Origin of the sequence: Paenarthrobacter sp. YIM B13468, from assembly GCF_042788025.1 — a bacterium.
Taxonomy (GTDB): Bacteria; Actinomycetota; Actinomycetes; order Actinomycetales; family Micrococcaceae; genus Arthrobacter; species Arthrobacter aromaticivorans.
In genome coordinates this window covers 60,211-75,772 of sequence record NZ_JBHZPI010000022.1, presented here as the reverse complement: position 1 = coordinate 75,772, position 15,562 = coordinate 60,211, and the positions used below count along the sequence as shown (strand labels likewise).

Annotated in this window: 18 protein-coding genes; 11 read left to right on the top strand and 7 right to left on the bottom strand. The window is 64.0% G+C overall.

Annotated features, from left to right (window positions below):
* Positions 1–21: 21 nt before the first annotated feature.
* A complete protein-coding gene (locus ACFX4T_RS19420; protein WP_377653447.1) occupies positions 22–492 on the bottom strand; it encodes a MarR family winged helix-turn-helix transcriptional regulator in 471 nt (156 codons plus the stop codon).
* Between the two features lie 85 nt (positions 493–577).
* Between ACFX4T_RS19420 and ACFX4T_RS19415 the strand changes: the two genes are divergently transcribed.
* The 4 genes from ACFX4T_RS19415 to ACFX4T_RS19400 all read left to right on the top strand — a co-directional run bounded on the left by ACFX4T_RS19415 (position 578) and on the right by ACFX4T_RS19400 (position 1,867).
* Positions 578–802, top strand: coding sequence for a hypothetical protein (locus tag ACFX4T_RS19415; protein WP_216921971.1), 225 nt, complete (start codon positions 578–580; stop codon positions 800–802).
* 120 nt (positions 803–922) lie between these two features.
* A complete protein-coding gene (locus ACFX4T_RS19410) occupies positions 923–1,153 on the top strand; it encodes a hypothetical protein (protein WP_216921968.1) in 231 nt (76 codons plus the stop codon).
* Between the two features lie 178 nt (positions 1,154–1,331).
* A complete protein-coding gene (locus ACFX4T_RS19405; RefSeq protein WP_377653445.1) occupies positions 1,332–1,691 on the top strand; it encodes a lipopolysaccharide assembly LapA domain-containing protein in 360 nt (119 codons plus the stop codon).
* Entirely contained in the window at positions 1,688–1,867 is a 180-nt protein-coding gene (locus tag ACFX4T_RS19400; protein WP_377653443.1) for a hypothetical protein, read from the top strand. The genes ACFX4T_RS19405 and ACFX4T_RS19400 overlap by 4 nt, the downstream gene beginning before the upstream one ends.
* Positions 1,868–1,969: 102 nt before the next feature.
* On the opposite strand, the gene ACFX4T_RS19395 is transcribed toward ACFX4T_RS19400, so the two are convergent.
* Positions 1,970–2,269: a DUF4193 domain-containing protein gene (locus ACFX4T_RS19395; RefSeq protein ID WP_216921958.1), complete on the bottom strand. Its 300-nt coding sequence runs from the start codon at positions 2,267–2,269 to the stop codon at positions 1,970–1,972.
* 157 nt (positions 2,270–2,426) lie between these two features.
* The gene (locus ACFX4T_RS19390; protein WP_377653441.1) at positions 2,427–4,925 is read right to left on the bottom strand and encodes a beta-glucosidase; all 2,499 of its coding nucleotides are present in this window, start codon (positions 4,923–4,925) and stop codon (positions 2,427–2,429) included.
* Between the two features lie 185 nt (positions 4,926–5,110).
* Here ACFX4T_RS19390 and ACFX4T_RS19385 point away from each other — a divergent pair, with 185 nt between their 5' ends.
* Together ACFX4T_RS19385 and ACFX4T_RS19380 are read left to right on the top strand one after the other, a co-directional pair.
* The gene (locus tag ACFX4T_RS19385) at positions 5,111–5,701 is read left to right on the top strand and encodes a TetR/AcrR family transcriptional regulator (RefSeq protein WP_377653439.1); all 591 of its coding nucleotides are present in this window, start codon (positions 5,111–5,113) and stop codon (positions 5,699–5,701) included.
* 164 nt (positions 5,702–5,865) lie between these two features.
* Positions 5,866–6,108 carry an IS3 family transposase gene (locus tag ACFX4T_RS19380; protein ID WP_377653437.1) on the top strand — a complete coding sequence of 81 codons (243 nt, stop codon included), beginning with the start codon at positions 5,866–5,868 and terminating at the stop codon, positions 6,106–6,108.
* Here the strand turns inward: ACFX4T_RS19380 and ACFX4T_RS19375 are convergent.
* Positions 6,057–6,680 carry a TetR/AcrR family transcriptional regulator gene (locus ACFX4T_RS19375; RefSeq protein ID WP_377653435.1) on the bottom strand — a complete coding sequence of 208 codons (624 nt, stop codon included), beginning with the start codon at positions 6,678–6,680 and terminating at the stop codon, positions 6,057–6,059. The two genes, ACFX4T_RS19380 and ACFX4T_RS19375, sit on opposite strands and share 52 nt — an antisense overlap.
* 137 nt (positions 6,681–6,817) lie before the next feature.
* Here ACFX4T_RS19375 and ACFX4T_RS19370 point away from each other — a divergent pair, with 137 nt between their 5' ends.
* The 4 genes from ACFX4T_RS19370 to ACFX4T_RS19355 are packed head-to-tail and all read left to right on the top strand — an operon-like array spanning position 6,818 to position 10,930.
* Positions 6,818–7,633 carry an oxidoreductase gene (locus ACFX4T_RS19370; protein WP_377653433.1) on the top strand — a complete coding sequence of 272 codons (816 nt, stop codon included), beginning with the start codon at positions 6,818–6,820 and terminating at the stop codon, positions 7,631–7,633.
* 58 nt (positions 7,634–7,691) lie between these two features.
* Positions 7,692–8,594, top strand: a complete 903-nt coding sequence (locus ACFX4T_RS19365; RefSeq protein ID WP_377653431.1) for an alpha/beta fold hydrolase — start codon at positions 7,692–7,694, stop codon at positions 8,592–8,594.
* Between the two features lie 7 nt (positions 8,595–8,601).
* Complete coding sequence (locus ACFX4T_RS19360; protein ID WP_377653429.1) at positions 8,602–9,615, top strand: NAD(P)/FAD-dependent oxidoreductase; 1,014 nt, start codon at positions 8,602–8,604, stop codon at positions 9,613–9,615.
* Between the two features lie 46 nt (positions 9,616–9,661).
* Complete coding sequence (locus ACFX4T_RS19355) at positions 9,662–10,930, top strand: FAD-dependent monooxygenase (protein WP_377653427.1); 1,269 nt, start codon at positions 9,662–9,664, stop codon at positions 10,928–10,930.
* A 253-nt stretch (positions 10,931–11,183) separates the two neighbouring features.
* On the opposite strand, the gene ACFX4T_RS19350 is transcribed toward ACFX4T_RS19355, so the two are convergent.
* Positions 11,184–12,530 carry an aspartate kinase gene (locus ACFX4T_RS19350; RefSeq protein ID WP_377653425.1) on the bottom strand — a complete coding sequence of 449 codons (1,347 nt, stop codon included), beginning with the start codon at positions 12,528–12,530 and terminating at the stop codon, positions 11,184–11,186.
* A 199-nt stretch (positions 12,531–12,729) separates the two neighbouring features.
* On the opposite strand from ACFX4T_RS19350, the gene ACFX4T_RS19345 reads away from it, so the two are divergent.
* Positions 12,730–13,818 (top strand): hypothetical protein, encoded by a 1,089-nt coding sequence (locus ACFX4T_RS19345; RefSeq protein WP_377653423.1) that lies wholly within the window; start codon positions 12,730–12,732, stop codon positions 13,816–13,818.
* Positions 13,819–13,854: 36 nt separating this feature from the next.
* Here ACFX4T_RS19345 and ACFX4T_RS19340 read toward each other — a convergent pair whose 3' ends face one another.
* Both ACFX4T_RS19340 and ACFX4T_RS19335 read right to left on the bottom strand, forming a co-directional pair.
* On the bottom strand, positions 13,855–14,052 hold the full coding sequence (locus ACFX4T_RS19340) for a hypothetical protein (RefSeq protein ID WP_377653421.1): 198 nt from the start codon (positions 14,050–14,052) through the stop codon (positions 13,855–13,857).
* 2 nt (positions 14,053–14,054) lie between these two features.
* A complete protein-coding gene (locus ACFX4T_RS19335) occupies positions 14,055–15,539 on the bottom strand; it encodes an aldehyde dehydrogenase (NADP(+)) (protein ID WP_377653419.1) in 1,485 nt (494 codons plus the stop codon).
* Positions 15,540–15,562 lie beyond the last annotated feature (23 nt).

Below are 15,562 nucleotides of genomic sequence, written 5' to 3'. Positions count from 1 at the left end.
TTGGTTGCCTTGCGCTGGGTCTCAGGTGTCGCTGCGCTGGGTTGCCGCGATGAGGCCGGTCATAGCCTGGTGGAGTTCGGCCACCTCCTCGCGACTGAGCTGCAGGCGCTCCCGGATCGCACCAGGAACCGCCGTTGCCTGATCCCGAAGCGCTGCCCCCTTTTCTGTCAGCTTGACGGCAAGAGCCCGCTCGTTGCCCGGTACGCGCTCGCGGGTGATGAGATGGGCTTCCTCGAGTCGGCGCAGGAGTGGGGACAGGGTGGCGGGTTCGTGGAGGAGGCTGTCGCTGATGTCCTTAAGAGTCCTGGGGCTCCGCTCCCAGAGTGCAAGCATCACAAGGTACTGCGGATGGGTAAGCCCTAGTTGTTCGAGGATGGGCTTGTAGATGCCCACCACGCTTCGCGAGGCAACCGTCAGCGCGAAGCACAGCTGGCGCTCCAAAAGGAGGTCGTCAGTTTCGCTGGCCTGGATTGTCTCATCCGTCTGGGTCATGACTGCCTTCCCGCCAATTAGTTAGTGCACTAATTGTTAGCGTACTATGAACTTGTTGAAGCGTCTAAAAGAGGAGTCGATCCGCGTGGCAAAGGAATCGTTTACCCAGAAGTTCATGCGCGCTACCGGAAAGCTGAGGATCATCTTTGGCCCCGCACACAGCAGCTCCATTGATCACGAAATGACCGAGGCCAACCGCAGGCTCCTGGCCCAACGCGAAGCGGAGACCCAGCAATGGGAAACCCTTCGCCGTCCGGATGGCAGCACATACGTGGTTCCCCGTAATCCGGACGACAAGTCCCTGCGCTAAGCCTTTTCGCCTGTTGGGATTCTGCGCCTTTTCTGGTCCGCGGGCGTAAAATTGGCGTACTGGTACGGCATGCGCCGTCCTGCCGCTTTTCTCTCTCCCGTTGAAAGGAGGTGGAAGAACATGGGACGCAAGTTGGAAAACTTTCAGCACGTGACCGAGCGGCTGCAGTCCGTATTCGGACCAGCAACCCATGGGGACACGGATGCCCCTGTTGTGCATAAGCACGACGACTTCGAAACGGCTTCCGAGGAAGATTTGAAGCACTTCGACGTTGAGACCGACTCGGAAGGCCATCACTACGCCGTCCGCAACGACGATCCCGGGCCAACTTCAACCGACTACAGCGTGTGACCGACAGTAACAACGGCACCCAAATACCGAAGGACCGGACCGCGAACTCCGGTCCTTCCTTATGTACGGCAGCCCTTATGCCCGGGCCACTGTTGAGCCACTTATAAGCACGCTTATTATATGAGTGCATGGACATGTGGTGAGCACGCATTCGTTCTGGGAAATGAGGGGGCTGTCAATGAGCGCTCAAGATGATGCCGCAATGGCCCGGGGAGGTCCTGGACGGGCGGACTACCCACAGTCGCGGGTGGCTCCGGGCAATTCCCGCCCCACACGGACAGCAGCAATCTGGGTGGCCGTAGCTGTGGGCCTGGTGGTGTTGGTCCTGTTGATCGTCTTCTTCGTCCAGAACCAGGACATGGTCACCGTTCGGTTCTTCGGATTGGAAGGAGCACTCGCCCTCGGCACCACGCTGTTCATCGCAGCTGTTGGAGGAGGCGTGCTCGTGGCGCTCGCCGGCGGTGCGCGGATTCTCCAACTCAGGGTGAGTAATCACCGACGCCAGAAGATGATCGGCGGACAAGGAGGCGGGCTATGACGGACACTCCGCTGGAGGACGACAAGTCGCCGGACCGGCCTGCTCCAGAGGATGGCAGGGAGGCTGCCGGTCTGCTTGGTGACGCTCTTTCCCCGGTGGTCGCACCTGAATACACCGACGAGGAGCGACTGTCCGAGCCCGATAAGAAGGGCATGCAGGAACCGGGCGACAAGTAGTTAATTGCGGAAGGACCGGAGCACGTGCTCCGGTCCTTCCGCAATTAATCCCGACGGCGGCACTCCCTGACGATTCATGTTCCGCCGGGGTGGTGGCCGTCTTTAGCCTTCGCAGTCTGTGCAGTAGGCGACGCCATCCTTTTCGCGGGCAATCTGCGAACGGTGGCGGACCAGGAAGCACGAGTTACAAGTGAACTCGTCGTTTGCCTGGGGGATGACCTGGATAATCAGTTCTTCGGCGACGATTTCGCCACCGGGACCGTTGGCGTCCAGGCCGTCGGTTTCGTCGAGTTCAAGAACCACGCTCTTGGCCGTGGGGGCGCTGGCGGACTGGAGCGCCTGGAGGGACTGCTCCTGGTTCTCTTTTACATCGGTACGGAGTTCGTCGTAGTCGGCTGCCACTTTTTGATGCCTCTTCGTGTTAGGGGGTTACCGGGTATGCAACGTACAGCATGCCATGAAAATTCCATACCATACCCCAGATACGGCGCTTGTGGCGAAAACCACGTGCGTGGCGGCCCAAAAAAGGCCGCCACGCCGCGCCAATTGCCCTCTATTATTACCGCACCTCGATGTCCAGAGTCTGGAAGCTATCCGCAACATGGCGACCCACCAGCAAGCGGAAGCTTCCACGCTCAAACTGCCAGCCGCCGTCGTAATGCGCAAAAGCCCTTGCCGGGATCCGGACTTCGACGCTGTCAGTCCCCGCTGGAGCAAGGTGGGTTCCTGCGTAGCCTGCCAGCCAACGGACCGGACGTTCCACAGCGGAATCGGTGCGCTCGAGGTAGACCTGGACCACTTCACGTCCCGTACGCGTGCCGGTGTTCTTCACCGGGACGTGCACAACCACATCGTTGCCGGCCGTGACCGACTGTGGTGCGTGGGCGGTGCCCAACTCGAATGTCGTATACCCGAGCCCGAAGCCGAAAGGCAGCGCCGGAGCAGGACCACCTTCGCCCTGCTGCTTGAGCCACGCCCGGTAGCCCACGTGAATTCCCTCGGAGTACACCACTTTGCCGTCCACGGGAGTGGTGTTCAGGACCGGGACATCCTCCAAGGCTGCCGGCCACGTGGTTGGGAGGCGGCCGCCAGGTTCCTCGGCACCAAGCAGGATGTCTGCAATCGCGCTGCCGAACTCCTGTCCACCGAACCAGCCCAGCAGCACCGCGTTTACCTTCCCGAGCCACGGCATCACCACAGGTGAACCCGAATTTACAACCACCACCGTGCGTGGATTGACCGCCGCGACAGCTTCTACGAGGTCGTTCTGGAACCCGGGGAGGTCCAGGTTCTTACGGTCAAAGCCCTCGGATTCGATGGATGCATTGGTTCCCACGACCACCACGGCAACATCGGAAGCCCGGGCGGCTTCCACCGCTGCGTCGATTTCGGCCTGCGGATCCGCCACCACGGTTTCTTCACCCAGCAGGATTGCCGTGAACGGGATGACCTGTTCCTTGGGCAGACGGTATTCGGCTTCGATACGCACCTGCTGGCCGGCTGCGGTCTCAACTGCGTGAACAGTCTTGGGCGGATCGAAGAGGGCGGCACCCAGGACGTCAGTGTCGTCCTGGATCTCGTCGTTGAAGACTTCGGCTCCATCCAATGAGAGACGGATGTGCCCCACCGTGCCCACTCCGAGGTGGTGGATACCTGCAGAGTCGGCTGTCCAGTCCGTTTCCATCCGGATGATGGAGGCGCCTTCCGGGATGCCGATGCCGAACCAGATCAAGTGTGACGCCAGGCGGTCTTCGCCCGAGATCTCTGTGCCGTCTTCTGCAAGGAACGTAACGCGGATCCCCGGGACGTTGGAGACCGGATTGTGCAGGGAAGTCCGGGGGAACGCCTGAAGGCCCTCGGCCACCTTGGCGCCGCGCGCGTAGGTGACCTTGACGCGGTCGGGCAGTGCTTTGCGCAGCCCCTCAAGCGGTGAGACGGTGTACTTGGGCATCACCGTGGCGCTTCCGCCGCCCTGCGTGCGTGCCTCTTCAGCGTTGTGGCCGATCACGGCAAGGCTGTTCAGCGTCGTGGCCTCCAGCGGCAGGATGCCGCCTTCGTTACGGACCAGCACGGCGCCGCGGACGGCAACTTCACGCGCGACGGCGGCCCCGTCCAGTTTGGCGGGGAGCCCGGTGACCGCGGGCTCGAAGCCTTCGAGGGAGCCGACGCGGGCAGCGAGACGGAGGATACGGATGACCTTTTCCAGGATGGCCTCCCGGCTGACGCGGCCATCATTGACGGCGGCCAGAAGCTTGGGGCCCCAATGGCCTACAGGCCCCGGCATTTCCAGGTCCTGGTGGGCGTTGGCGGCATCGATCGAGCGCACTCCCGTCCAGTCGGAAACCACCACGCCGTCGAAGCCCCATTCCGTGGAGAGCGGCGTCTCCAGCAGCTTGTTTTCGCTCGCCGTGGTGCCGTTGATGGAGTTGTACGAGCTCATGACCAACCATGCCCGCGCCTCCGTGATGGCGTCTTCGAACGCTGCCAGGTAGAGCTCCCGCAGCGGGCGTTCGTCCACTACGGAGTCGGAAGTGAAGCGTTCCGTCTCGGCCTCGTTGGCCAGGTAGTGCTTGGGAGTCGCTCCTACGCCCATGGACTGCACGCCGGCAACGTACCCGGCGGCCATGGTTGCCGTGAGCCGCGGGTCCTCGCTCATGCACTCGAAATGACGTCCACCCAGAGGCGAACGATGAAGGTTGATGGTGGGGCCGAGCACGGCGTGGACGCCCTTGCGGCGGGCCTCCTGGCCGAGGACCTGTCCGTAGCGACGAGCCGTTTCCACGCTCCACGTCGCGGACAGTGCGGACGACGACGGGAGGGAGATTGAGTCGTGCCGCTCGTCGAAGTCTTCGCCGCGGACGCCTGCTGGCCCGTCGGACAGGACGACGCGGCTCAGTCCGATCTCGGGGATCGAATGGGTTGCCCAGACGTCCGCTCCCGTCAGTAGTTGGATCTGCTGCTCCAGGGAGAGGCTCTGTGCGAGTTCCCGGATGCGGGCCTCGGCGTCCGGCGCTCCGGCCTGCGGGGCCGTGACTGCGGCCGACAATGTGGGGTTCATTTACTTGACTCCTTTGATACGGGTAACGGGAAAGGCTGCGTCCACTGCGCTGAAGACTGCGAGCACTGGGCCCAGGACCGTCGGGTCTTGACACCGACTTTAGCGTCAAAAATCTAGCGTGACTAGGTTTTTGAGCGATAAATCTAGTCCAACTCGATTTTTGGCGCGTGAAATAGACTGAGCGGATGTCAATGTCGAGGGCACGCGGCCAATACGCGAAAGGTGCGGAGCGCCGCGAACAGATCATCCAGACGGCCACCGATGTCTTTGCCACAGAGGGATTTGAAGGCACAGCCCTTAAGCACGTCGCGGATCTGGTCGGCGTCAAGGAAGCCACCCTGTTCCATTACTTCAAAGGCAAGCAGGAGCTTCTCACCGCAGTCCTGGCAGAGCGCGACCGCCGGTCCTTGGCCGCAAGCGGTAACGAAGGTGTGGGGATACACCTGATGCCCGCAATCGCCGAGCGGAACCGAACGGAACCTGGACTGACCACGCTCTACGCAGTAGCGTCCGCCACGGCCAACCACCCTGCGCACGACTCACACCCTTACTTCAAGGAACGTTACGAGGCAGTGGTGCGGGAGATAGCAGAGGACATCGCCCGTCGACAGCAAGCCAACGAGGTCCGGACCGACGTTGACGCCGCCATTCTGTCCAGATTGGTTGTTGCGGCCTTCGATGGCCTGCAGCTGCAGTGGCTCTACGACAAAGACGTGGACATGGCGGAGGGACTGAGGCAGCTCATCGACGTCCTGCTGGCGCCATCCGGGCAGTAATGCAAGGAGGACCGGGGAGCAGTTTTATGCATGGAAGAAGTTCGTTGTCCGAGGTGCTTCTCGTAGTGCCTGACAGTGACGGCGTGTCCTGGAGCATCCGCAGGTAGCTAAGCGTCCGGGGTGCGGTCTCGGCTCCGTCCCCCACTTTGGGATGGGGCCTTTCAGTGAGGAGCCGATCACTGACCGCTAAAGTGAAGATCTCACAAACCGTCGTAGAGAACTTCTTTGGACACCGCAGGGAAGAGCTCTTCCACCGTGTCCAAGTCGTCAGCACGGAGGCACTGCCAGCAGCCCTGCACGAATACATCCGCTGGTATAACGCCGGGTTGCGTTCAGCCGCTCGGCTGCGCCCTCCTCAGCGGCGGCTCACGCGTGGCAGCAACGCGAACGCGCTCTCGGCAATCTGAGTCAAGCGGGCAGGACTGTGGCCGTACGCACCGACGACGTCGGTCCCGCGGATAACGGTCAGCAAGAGGTATGCAAGATCTTCAGCATCCGCGTCCGGGTCGATGTCTCCGTTGCGCTGCGCCGCGCGCACACACTCGGCCACGGCCATCACGAGCATAGAGAAACACTCGGCAGCAATGCGCTGCACCTCGGCGTCGGAGGCGCCGATCTCCAGAGCCATCTTGCCCGCGAAGCACGCAGCCGCCGCCCGGTCGGAAGCTGGGGGCACGTCGTCGGCAAGAGGCACCCCGTGGACGGCACGGAGCAGATAGCCGTGGAGGCGTTCGAGTGCCCCCTCGTCCGGGCCGGCGAGCACCTTCGCCGGAACGTTTCCCAGCCGGTCGAAGTATCCGGCCATCGCTTGCACCAGCACACCGTGTTTGCCGTCGAAAGCGGCATAGAGACTGCCGCGGCCTAGGCCGGTGGCTGCGCTGATGTCGTCAACGCTCGTGCCGTTGTAGCCCGACTCGCGAAATTGCCGCTCGGCGGCATGGAGAACGTGGTCGCGGTCGAAGGTTCGTGGTCTCGCCATACATACAAGGTAGAGCCGAACGGTCGTAGTTGACAAATCAGTACAGAACCACCTACGTTGTTGACTGTTCAGTACACAAACGTCTGACCCCCTATATCTGGCGCGGCGAAGTCACGCCTATAGCCGAAGGAACCAACATGCAGACAGCTCTCCCAGTGGCCCTCGTGACGGGCGCTTCCTCAGGAATCGGGCGTGCGGCAGCGCGCGCCCTCGTGGACGCCGGCTTCGCGGTGATCGGTACGAGCCGCAACGCCGCGATCGCCCGCCCGCTTGCCGGGGTGTCGTTCCTCGATCTCGATGTAGCCAGCGACGAATCGGTCCATTCCCTGGTCGAGAAGGTGATCGAACGGTTTGGTCGGATCGACGTCCTGGTCAACAACGCAGGCGTGGGCGCAGTCGGGGCCGGAGAGGAAAGCTCGATCAACCAGACCAAGGAGGTCTTCGACATCAACGTCTTCGGCCTGATGCGGATGACAAACGCAGTGCTGCCCCACATGCGCGCCCAGGGCAGTGGCCGTGTGGTCAACGTCTCCTCGGTACTCGGTCTGATCCCAGCCCCCTTCATGGCTATCTACGCCGCCACCAAGCATGCAGTCGAGGGCTACTCGGAGTCAGTCGACCACGAGCTTCGCGAGCACGGCGTCCGGGTGCTGCTGGTCGAGCCGGCCTTTACAAGCACGAGTTTCGAGGCGAGCAGCCTGGCACCGGACTCGCCACTGCCGATCTACTCCGCACAGCGGGAGGTCTCCCGAGACGTGCTGGCCACCGCCTTACGTACCGCCGACGATCCTGACGTTGTCGCGAAGGTGATCGTCGCGGCCTCCACCGATTCCAAGCCGACACCCAGGTACACCGCCGGTTCGATGGCCGGACGCGTTAGCGTCCTGCGCCGGTTCGTGCCCTCGCGCACCTTCGACAAACAGATCCGGAAGCTCAACCAACTGGCCGGCTGACACCGAAGCCAGCACCAGCATCTCTCGTCCGCTCACTCTCGAAACAGGCTCAACACGCATGGACTTCGAACACGTCACTTTCGACTTGCCGCATGGGACTTTTCACGCTCTGCAGGGTGGTGACCCCACAGGTCAACCGACGATCTTCCTGCACGGATTCCCGGACCACCCGCCAACGGCGAAGGCGTTCCTCGACGAGCTCGGCCGCCAGGGTCGATACGTCCTCGCGCCCTGGCTTCGCGGTTACGCCCCGTCTCCGACCGCGGGTCCGTTCGATTTCGCATCCTTGACCGGCGACGTGGTCGCACTGATCGACCAGTGGTCTCCCCGGCGCCAGGTGGACCTCATTGGCCACGACTGGGGCGCCTTCATCACGTACGACACCACCGTCACCGCGCCGAAGCGCATCAAACGCGCAGTCACGCTCGCTATCCCCCACCCCCTCACATTCATCGGCCGGCCTCGCCCCGCCCAGCTCCGCCGGAGCTGGTACATGGTCTTCTTCCAGCTTCCCGGAAGCGGCATGATCGCCCGAGCCCGCGACTTCGCCCTCATCGACCGCCTCTGGCGTCAATGGTCACCAAGCCTGTCGCTCCATCCGGCTCTCCGCGCGGAGCTGCACGAGCACCTCGGAGCGAGCTTTCCCGCGCCCCTCAAGTACTACCGGGCGATGACTCGCCTGGGCATGCTGAAGGCTGCACGCCGCCTCTCCCACCCCATCACGGTGCCTCTGCTGCACATCCACGGCGCAGAGGACGACTGCATCCTCCCCCCGAACGTCGACGACCGGCGTCGATATGCCGCTCCGCACGTGCGCGCCGTCGTCCCCGACCTCGGCCACTTCCTGCACATCGAAGCCCCCGAAGCGATCGCGGAACGGATCGCGACATGGGTGGCGAGTGGCTCACTTGACCCTCGCGGCGAAACCAACCCGACCGCCGTCCAGAACCCGAAAGGCTGACCAAACCATGCATGAGACAAATCCTCCATTCACGAGCGACGAACTGGCCGAGGGCACTATCGACACGGTGGTGGTAGGCGGCGGCGCCGCAGGACTGAACGGCGCTCTGATCCTCGCCCGCTCCCGCCGCTCGGTCGTCGTGATCGACAGCGGCTACCCCCGCAACGCGCCAGCGGAAGCCGTGCACGGCCTCCTCGCCCTGGACGGCACGCCGCCGTCCGAGATCCTTCGACGGGGACGGGAGCACGTGCGCCACTACGGCGGACGCATCGTCCTCGGCGAGGTGGTCTCGGCTGAGCCCGCCGCCCCCTCAGCTGACGGGGATTTGCGGTTCACCGTCACCCTCGCCGACGGCCGCAGCATCACCGCCCGCCGCATCCTCGTGGCCACCGGCCTCACCGACGTTCTGCCGGACGTGCCCGGGCTCGCCGAACACTGGGGGCACAGCGTGGTGCACTGCCCGTACTGCCACGGCTGGGAGGTCCGCGACGAACCCATCGGTATCCTCGCCACCGGCCCGCTCTCCATCGCCCACGCGTATCTGTACCGTCAGCTGACCGAGGACCTGACCTACTTCACCCACGGCACCGACCTGGACGAGGACAACCGCGCCCGCTTCGCCGCCCGCGGCATCCGCGTCATCGACACCCCGGTCACCGAGGTCGTCAACGACGCCGACGGCGCCCTCGCCGGGGTACGCCTGGCCGACGGCCAGGTCGTGGCCCGCCGCATCCTCGCGGTCCTCGCGCAGCTGCAGATCCGCGCCCAGGGCCTGGAAGGTCTGCACCTGCCCGACCAGGACCTGCCGAACAAGGGCCGCAGCTTCGCCTCCGGCACGGCCGGCATCACAGAGGTGCCTGGAGTGTGGGTGGCCGGCAACGCCACCGATCTGACCGCCCAGGTCGGGGCCTCCGCAGCGGCCGGCGCACTGGCCGGGGCCGACATCAACAGGATGCTGGCCATAGCGGACACCGACGCGGCCCTGCACGCGGCTGGACCGGGTCCGACACCCCATGTCTGAACGCACCGGCGTCGAAACCACCCACTCCCGAAAGGCACGAGATCTCATGATTGCTGCTGAAGAGACGTTCGACGCGCCCAATCCCATGGACAAGAACATGACATTGCGACAGCGGGCCCTGGTGGTCGGCCTCGGGATCAGCGGGACCGCTTCCGCGCTGCGACTGCATCGCGCGGGCTGGGACGTGGTAGTGCTGGAAAAGGCCCCCGAGCGGCGCCGCGGCGGATACTTCATCGCCCTGTTCGGGACCGGGGTCGCTGCCGCCGAACGACTGGGCATCGCCGATGCAGTGCCGAATCGCGTCGCTCCGGAAGCCTTAAGCTACGAAGTCGACCGCACGGGCCGGCGCCGCCGCGGTCTAAGCTACGCCGACGTGTTCGGCGGGTCTCGACTCGTATTGCGGGGCGACATCGAAGACGCGGCCTTCACCGCCCTGCCCGACGAAGTGGAGATCCGGTATTCGACCGTGCCGATCGCGCTGGACCAGTACCTCGACGGGGTGGACGTAGAGATCCGCGACCTGACGACGGAGACGTCGATCGTTGAACGGTTCGACCTGGTGGTCGGGGCAGACGGACTGCGCTCGACGGTGCGTCGGCTTGCGTTCGAGCCCGAGCAGAGCCCGATCCGTCCAATGAACTACATGATCGCCGCGTACAGCCTGCCCGAGGCGGTACCCGGCTATCGCCTACAAGACGGGCTGATCCTGGCCGAGGAGGGCCGATCAGCATGGGTGTTCCCGTTCGCAGACCGTCCGCCGACGGTGCTGCTCTCCTACCGCACCGACGACGTGGACGCCGAGTTCACCCGGCCAGCTATCGACTCGCTGCGCGCCGCCTACGGTCCCGAGCCCACCGGATCCACGCTCGGTTGGCTGCTCGACCAGTTCGAGAAGGCCCCCGACCACCTGTTCGACTCCGCCGAGCAGGTGCACCTCGACCACTGGCACCGCGGGCGAGTCGTGCTCGTCGGTGACGCAGCGTGGTGCCTGACCGTTTACTCCGGCATGGGGGCATCCACCGGCCTGGCCGGGGCCGACTTGCTCGGCACCATGCTCGAACGCCACCCGCACGACGTGCCACGAGCGCTGCAGGACTGGGAGGACCACCTGCGCCCGTTCGTCGACCACCACCTCGGCAGCGGCGTGAACATGCGCAGTTTCTTCACCCCAGGCAACCGCGCCGAGCTGCTGCTTCGGACCGCGATGATCCGCCTCGCCCGCCTGCCGATCGCCGGCTGGCTGCTCGCCAAGGTAAGGACCAACAGCGCGGGCGTGCGGATGAAAAGTCTGGATATCGCCGCCGGAGCGGCGTGAGACCAACCCGGCGCGGACCGTGTCGACCTGAGCACATAGAGAGGCATATGCCAGCCAACACGCCCGCCGACAGCACCTGTTGACGACGGGCATACCGCCACGCGAAGAAGGCTCCGTCCCAAGTGGGGACGGAGCCTTCTCAGAAGAGCCGGTCGCTGGCCGCTAAAGTGGAGACCTCACCAATTTGAGAGTCCAACTTTCGGGGACCAGTTCACTTGCTCCGGTCCTCCTTGTTTTGTAAGGCTTGGTGACCCTAGCGGCCCGTGCCGCCGTAAACGGTAGCTTCAGCGTCGCCGTCGAGCTCGAATGCAGCGTGGATGGCGCGGACGGCGTCATCCAGGGCATCGGCGCTCGTGACAACCGAGATGCGGATTTCCGAGGTGGAGATCATGTCGATGTTGATGCCGGCGTCGGAGAGGGCCTTGAAGAACGTTGCCGAAACACCGGGGTGTGAGCGCATTCCCGCGCCGATCAGAGACAGTTTGCCAACGTGCTCGTTGTATTCGATGCTCTCGAAGCCGATTTGGCCTTCAGCTGCACGCAGGGCGGCCAAGGCATCGGCGCCTTCGACGATGGGAAGCGTGAACGAGATATCCGTGCGGCCCGTGCCGTGGGTGGACACGTTCTGTACGATCATGTCGATGTTCGAGTGCGCGTCCGCGATCACCTGGAAGATCGCAGCGGCCTTGCCCGGGATGTCCGGCACGCCTACAACGGTGACCTTGGCTTCGGACCGGTCGTGTGCAACGCCGGAGATGATTGGCTGCTCCAAGGCAACTCCCTCTTGAATCGTGAACTTTTCATCGGCGCCCGGGATGACCCACGTGCCTTCGTGCTGGCTGAATGACGAACGGACGTGCAGCGGCACGCCGAAACGGCGGGCGTACTCAACGCACCGCAGGTGCAGGATCTTGGCGCCGGAAGCAGCAAGTTCCAGCATTTCCTCGCTGGAGATGCGGTCGATCTTCTGGGCCGACGACACAACACGGGGATCGGCGGTATAGATGCCGTCCACGTCCGTGTAAATCTCGCAAACATCGGCTTCGAGCGCTGCAGCCAAGGCAACGGCCGTGGTGTCCGAGCCGCCACGACCCAGCGTTGTGATCTCGTTGGTGCTGCGGCTCATGCCCTGGAAGCCCGCAACGATCGCAATGTGTCCCTTGTCCAGAGCGGTGCGGATGCGGTGGGGGTCGACGTCGATAATCCGGGCCTTGCCGTGGATGCCGTCGGTAATCATGCCTGCCTGGGAGCCCGTGAAGGACTGGGCGGAGGCGCCAAACTTGTTGATGGCCATGGCAAGCAGTGCCATGGAAATTCGTTCTCCGGCGGAAAGGAGCATGTCCATTTCGCGGGCAGGAGCGGAGTCCGTAACCTGGCCTGCGAGGTCCAGGAGTTCGTCTGTGGTGTCTCCCATGGCGGAAACAACAACCACAACCTCGTTGCCGGCCTTCTGCGCATCCACAACACGCTGAGCGACCCGCTTGATGCCATCAGCATCGGCAACCGAGGAACCGCCGAACTTCTGAACGATCAGCTGCTTGGTAATGGCAGCTCCGTCGGAGAGCTCGTCGATCTTCACTTCGGTAGTGGGCATAGTCATGCGCGCACCCTCACTGCATCAATAGGGTTCGAACGCGGCATGCCAAAATCGAAATTGGAGCACGCCTGCGTAGCTTATTTGGCCAGTTTATCGCCGTGTGCAGGGCTGGTAGGAATTGTGACCACATGGCGGCCACACAGTCTGTTTCAGCAGCAGGTCCCCGGGCGTACGATCCCTTTTATGAGCATTGCGTGGTGCCATGGCCAGGGTTCCTGAGAACCCGGAGGACCCGGGGCCGGCGCGCAGCGAATCGGAATACGAAGTGATCGGCGGCGGCGTAATCGACGACCGGTTTCCGCGGCATGACGGGACCGCGGGGAGTGAACACAGGCTGAACCATCAACCTGGGATCGCCGGCATTCTTGGAGCCGCTGTGCGGGAGGCCTGGGTTGACTGCCGCATGTCCTTGCAATCGTGGTGGTTCTGGTTGGCGTGCGCGTCCGCCTTGATTCTGGCCTGGGCGATGGCCACAGCTGTGGTGGCCTTCGGCGATGCCAACGGATGGTTCGAATCCAGTCTGCCAAGCGCCACGTACATACTGATGGCCGGATTTATGGCAGTCGTTTCTGCCCTCCTCGGGGCAGCGTGGGGCTTCCGTCAAACAGTTCGAACATTCTTGGGTGTGCTGTTCGCCGGAATGTTCCGCGGGGCAGCCTTCGCGGTGCCGTCCGGCATCTTGCTGCTCATCGTGGGCATGGCCGTCGGCGGGCCGATCGCGTTGGCGGGTGCCGGCGTCGTGGTTGTTGTTCTTGAAATTGTGTTGTTTGGAGTCATAGGCGCCGGTGCCCGCGCCTGCTCGCCCCGAACGGCGGCAGGGGTTGCCTTGGCTTCGGCATTAGTTACGTTCCTGTGCCTGGGCAACGTAGCGGCTACCATCGCGCTGATTCCGGGGACGGCGGTGATGGACCAAGCGTCAGTGCCCATCAACGTGGAGCGGGACGATGCAGGACGGATCACAGCATACGAGTGCGTTGGGCAACTGCGCCCCGTGGAAGTGGCGCATACAGAGTGGGTTGCTTGGCTGGCAGCGTCCAATCCGATCCTGCTCTTCGGTAGCATCGCCGCCGAGACGCTCCCCAAGGAGCATGAACTGACATGGGTGTTGTCCGGCTTGCAGTGGGCCGCCGATGGACCGAGCCGTGATGTTCCGTGTATCGGAGGGGAATCAAGTGATCAGCTTGCGCCTCCGGTGCCCGTCGCCCTTACTGGCCTCGTGATTCAGGCAGCGGTTGCTGCCTTGGTGCTCCTGCCGGGGCGCTGGTTGTCGTCACGGAGAACCCGCCTCTGATGTTTCTTTTACGGTCGCGGCAGTCGCGGCTACGGCCTATGTTGCATGCGTTGGCTCCTCGTAGTCTCCAAATCCCGGCACGTGGATCCCGCCGGCGAGGATCCACCAGTAGGAGTCGCTGGCATCCAATCCTTGGCCAAAGCTCGGCCTGCCGGCATCCTGCTCGCCAACAACCCGGCCAGGAACGCCGCCCACACGTCGGCTGAGAATCCTCCACACCGAGACCGCAGCCATGGCTACTGCTCCCGCTGGCCGTCCACCAGGCGGGGCACCCCACCGGGATTATCCTCACGGAGTGCTTCAGGAAGGAGGTGTTGCGGGAAGCCCTGGTAAGCCACCGGCCGCAGGAAGCGCTCGATTGCGGCGGTGCCAACCGAGGTGCTTCCGATGGCGGTGGTGGCGGGGTACGGTCCGCCATGCTGTTGGGCATAGGTGACCGAGACGCCCGTTGGCCACTGGTTCCAGACCACACGTCCCGCCTTGCGTGCCAGTACCTCCACCAACGCCGCTATCTGGCAGGAGTCGGTTCCGTGAATGGTGGCCGTCAGTTGCCCCTCGAACGTCTCGGCGAGCCCGGCGAGTTGGGACTCGTCGTCGTAGGTGACTACAACGGCGGTGGGTCCGAAGCATTCCGTCTGGAGGGCGTGCGGATCGGCGAACATATCCGCGGCGGTGGTGTGGAGGAGCGTCGGAGCCGGCGGGTTGTCCAGTGGACCTGCGCCCTGCGCCAGTGTGGTGAGGCGGGGGTTTGACTGCAGATCCTGCAGGACATCGGTGTAGCCGGACTGGATGCGGTCATTGAGCAGGGGAGCGGCAGGCGGCAGGACTGCGTCGCGGAGTGCTTCCACCAACCCGGACCTGGAAGGAACGAAGAGCGTTCCGGGCTTGGTGCAGAACTGCCCGGCCCCCATGGTGAAGGAGCTCACGAATCCTTGGGCGATCTCCGCGCCCCGTTCGTTGGCCGCGGCTTCGGTGACGAATGCAGGGTTGTTGCTGCCCAATTCTCCGTAGAACGGGATGGGTTCCGGCCGGGAGCTCGCGATGTCGAACAAGGCGCGCCCACCAGGGATGGAACCAGTGAAGGCGCCGGCTTTGATCCGTGGGTCCCGCAGTGCTGCGGCTCCCGCTGCAGTCCCGGCGATGAGCGCGAACGTGCCGTCAGGAGCGCCGGCCTTGCGCAGTGCGGAGCTCACTACCTCAGCCGTGAGCCTGGACAGACCCGGGTGGCCGGAGTGGGCTTTGAGCAGAACGGGGTTGCCTGCGGCCAACGCCGAGGCGGTATCGCCCCCGGCAACGGAGAACGCGAAGGGAAAGTTGCTGGCGGCGAACACTACGACCGGGCCAAGCGGTACCCGAAGGCGTCGCAGGTCCGGTCGCGGCGCACCCATAGGCCACTCGGGATCGGCATGGTCGATCCGGACGTCGAGGTAGCCACCGTCGCGCAAAAGTTCGCCGAAGAGGCGCAGCTGGAAGGTGGTGCGTTTGAGTTCGCCACGAAGACGGGCCTCGGGCAAGTTGGTCTCACGCTGTGCCTCGGGAACGAGCCTGTCCGCTGCTGCGTCCATTGCGTCAGCAACGGCGTCGAGCAGTGCGGCCCGCCCGCCGGGACGGAGCGCAGCGAGGGGTGCCGCCGCGGTCTGGGCCGCGGTCAGCAATTGTTCCAGTTCGGCGTCTGTGGTGGGTGGGAGTACGACGGCGGAAGCCGGGGCGATCGAGGTCATGCGGAATCTCCTTCGGGAGGCAG

Bases quoted from the DNA above. Each gene is read 5' to 3' on its own strand.
- ACFX4T_RS19365 (WP_377653431.1), top strand. From the start codon at position 7,692: ATGGACTTCGAACACGTCACTTTCGACTTGCCGCATGGGACTTTTCAC.
- ACFX4T_RS19400 (WP_377653443.1), top strand. From the start codon at position 1,688: ATGACGGACACTCCGCTGGAGGACGACAAGTCGCCGGACCGGCCTGCT.
- ACFX4T_RS19345 (WP_377653423.1), top strand. From the start codon at position 12,730: ATGGCCAGGGTTCCTGAGAACCCGGAGGACCCGGGGCCGGCGCGCAGC.
- ACFX4T_RS19370 (WP_377653433.1), top strand. From the start codon at position 6,818: ATGCAGACAGCTCTCCCAGTGGCCCTCGTGACGGGCGCTTCCTCAGGA.
- ACFX4T_RS19350 (WP_377653425.1), bottom strand. From the start codon at position 12,530: ATGACTATGCCCACTACCGAAGTGAAGATCGACGAGCTCTCCGACGGA.
- ACFX4T_RS19410 (WP_216921968.1), top strand. From the start codon at position 923: ATGGGACGCAAGTTGGAAAACTTTCAGCACGTGACCGAGCGGCTGCAG.
- ACFX4T_RS19385 (WP_377653439.1), top strand. From the start codon at position 5,111: ATGTCAATGTCGAGGGCACGCGGCCAATACGCGAAAGGTGCGGAGCGC.
- ACFX4T_RS19360 (WP_377653429.1), top strand. From the start codon at position 8,602: ATGCATGAGACAAATCCTCCATTCACGAGCGACGAACTGGCCGAGGGC.
- ACFX4T_RS19420 (WP_377653447.1), bottom strand. From the start codon at position 492: ATGACCCAGACGGATGAGACAATCCAGGCCAGCGAAACTGACGACCTC.
- ACFX4T_RS19340 (WP_377653421.1), bottom strand. From the start codon at position 14,052: ATGGCTGCGGTCTCGGTGTGGAGGATTCTCAGCCGACGTGTGGGCGGC.
- ACFX4T_RS19375 (WP_377653435.1), bottom strand. From the start codon at position 6,680: ATGGCGAGACCACGAACCTTCGACCGCGACCACGTTCTCCATGCCGCC.
- ACFX4T_RS19405 (WP_377653445.1), top strand. From the start codon at position 1,332: ATGAGCGCTCAAGATGATGCCGCAATGGCCCGGGGAGGTCCTGGACGG.
- ACFX4T_RS19390 (WP_377653441.1), bottom strand. From the start codon at position 4,925: ATGAACCCCACATTGTCGGCCGCAGTCACGGCCCCGCAGGCCGGAGCG.
- ACFX4T_RS19335 (WP_377653419.1), bottom strand. From the start codon at position 15,539: ATGACCTCGATCGCCCCGGCTTCCGCCGTCGTACTCCCACCCACCACA.
- ACFX4T_RS19355 (WP_377653427.1), top strand. From the start codon at position 9,662: ATGATTGCTGCTGAAGAGACGTTCGACGCGCCCAATCCCATGGACAAG.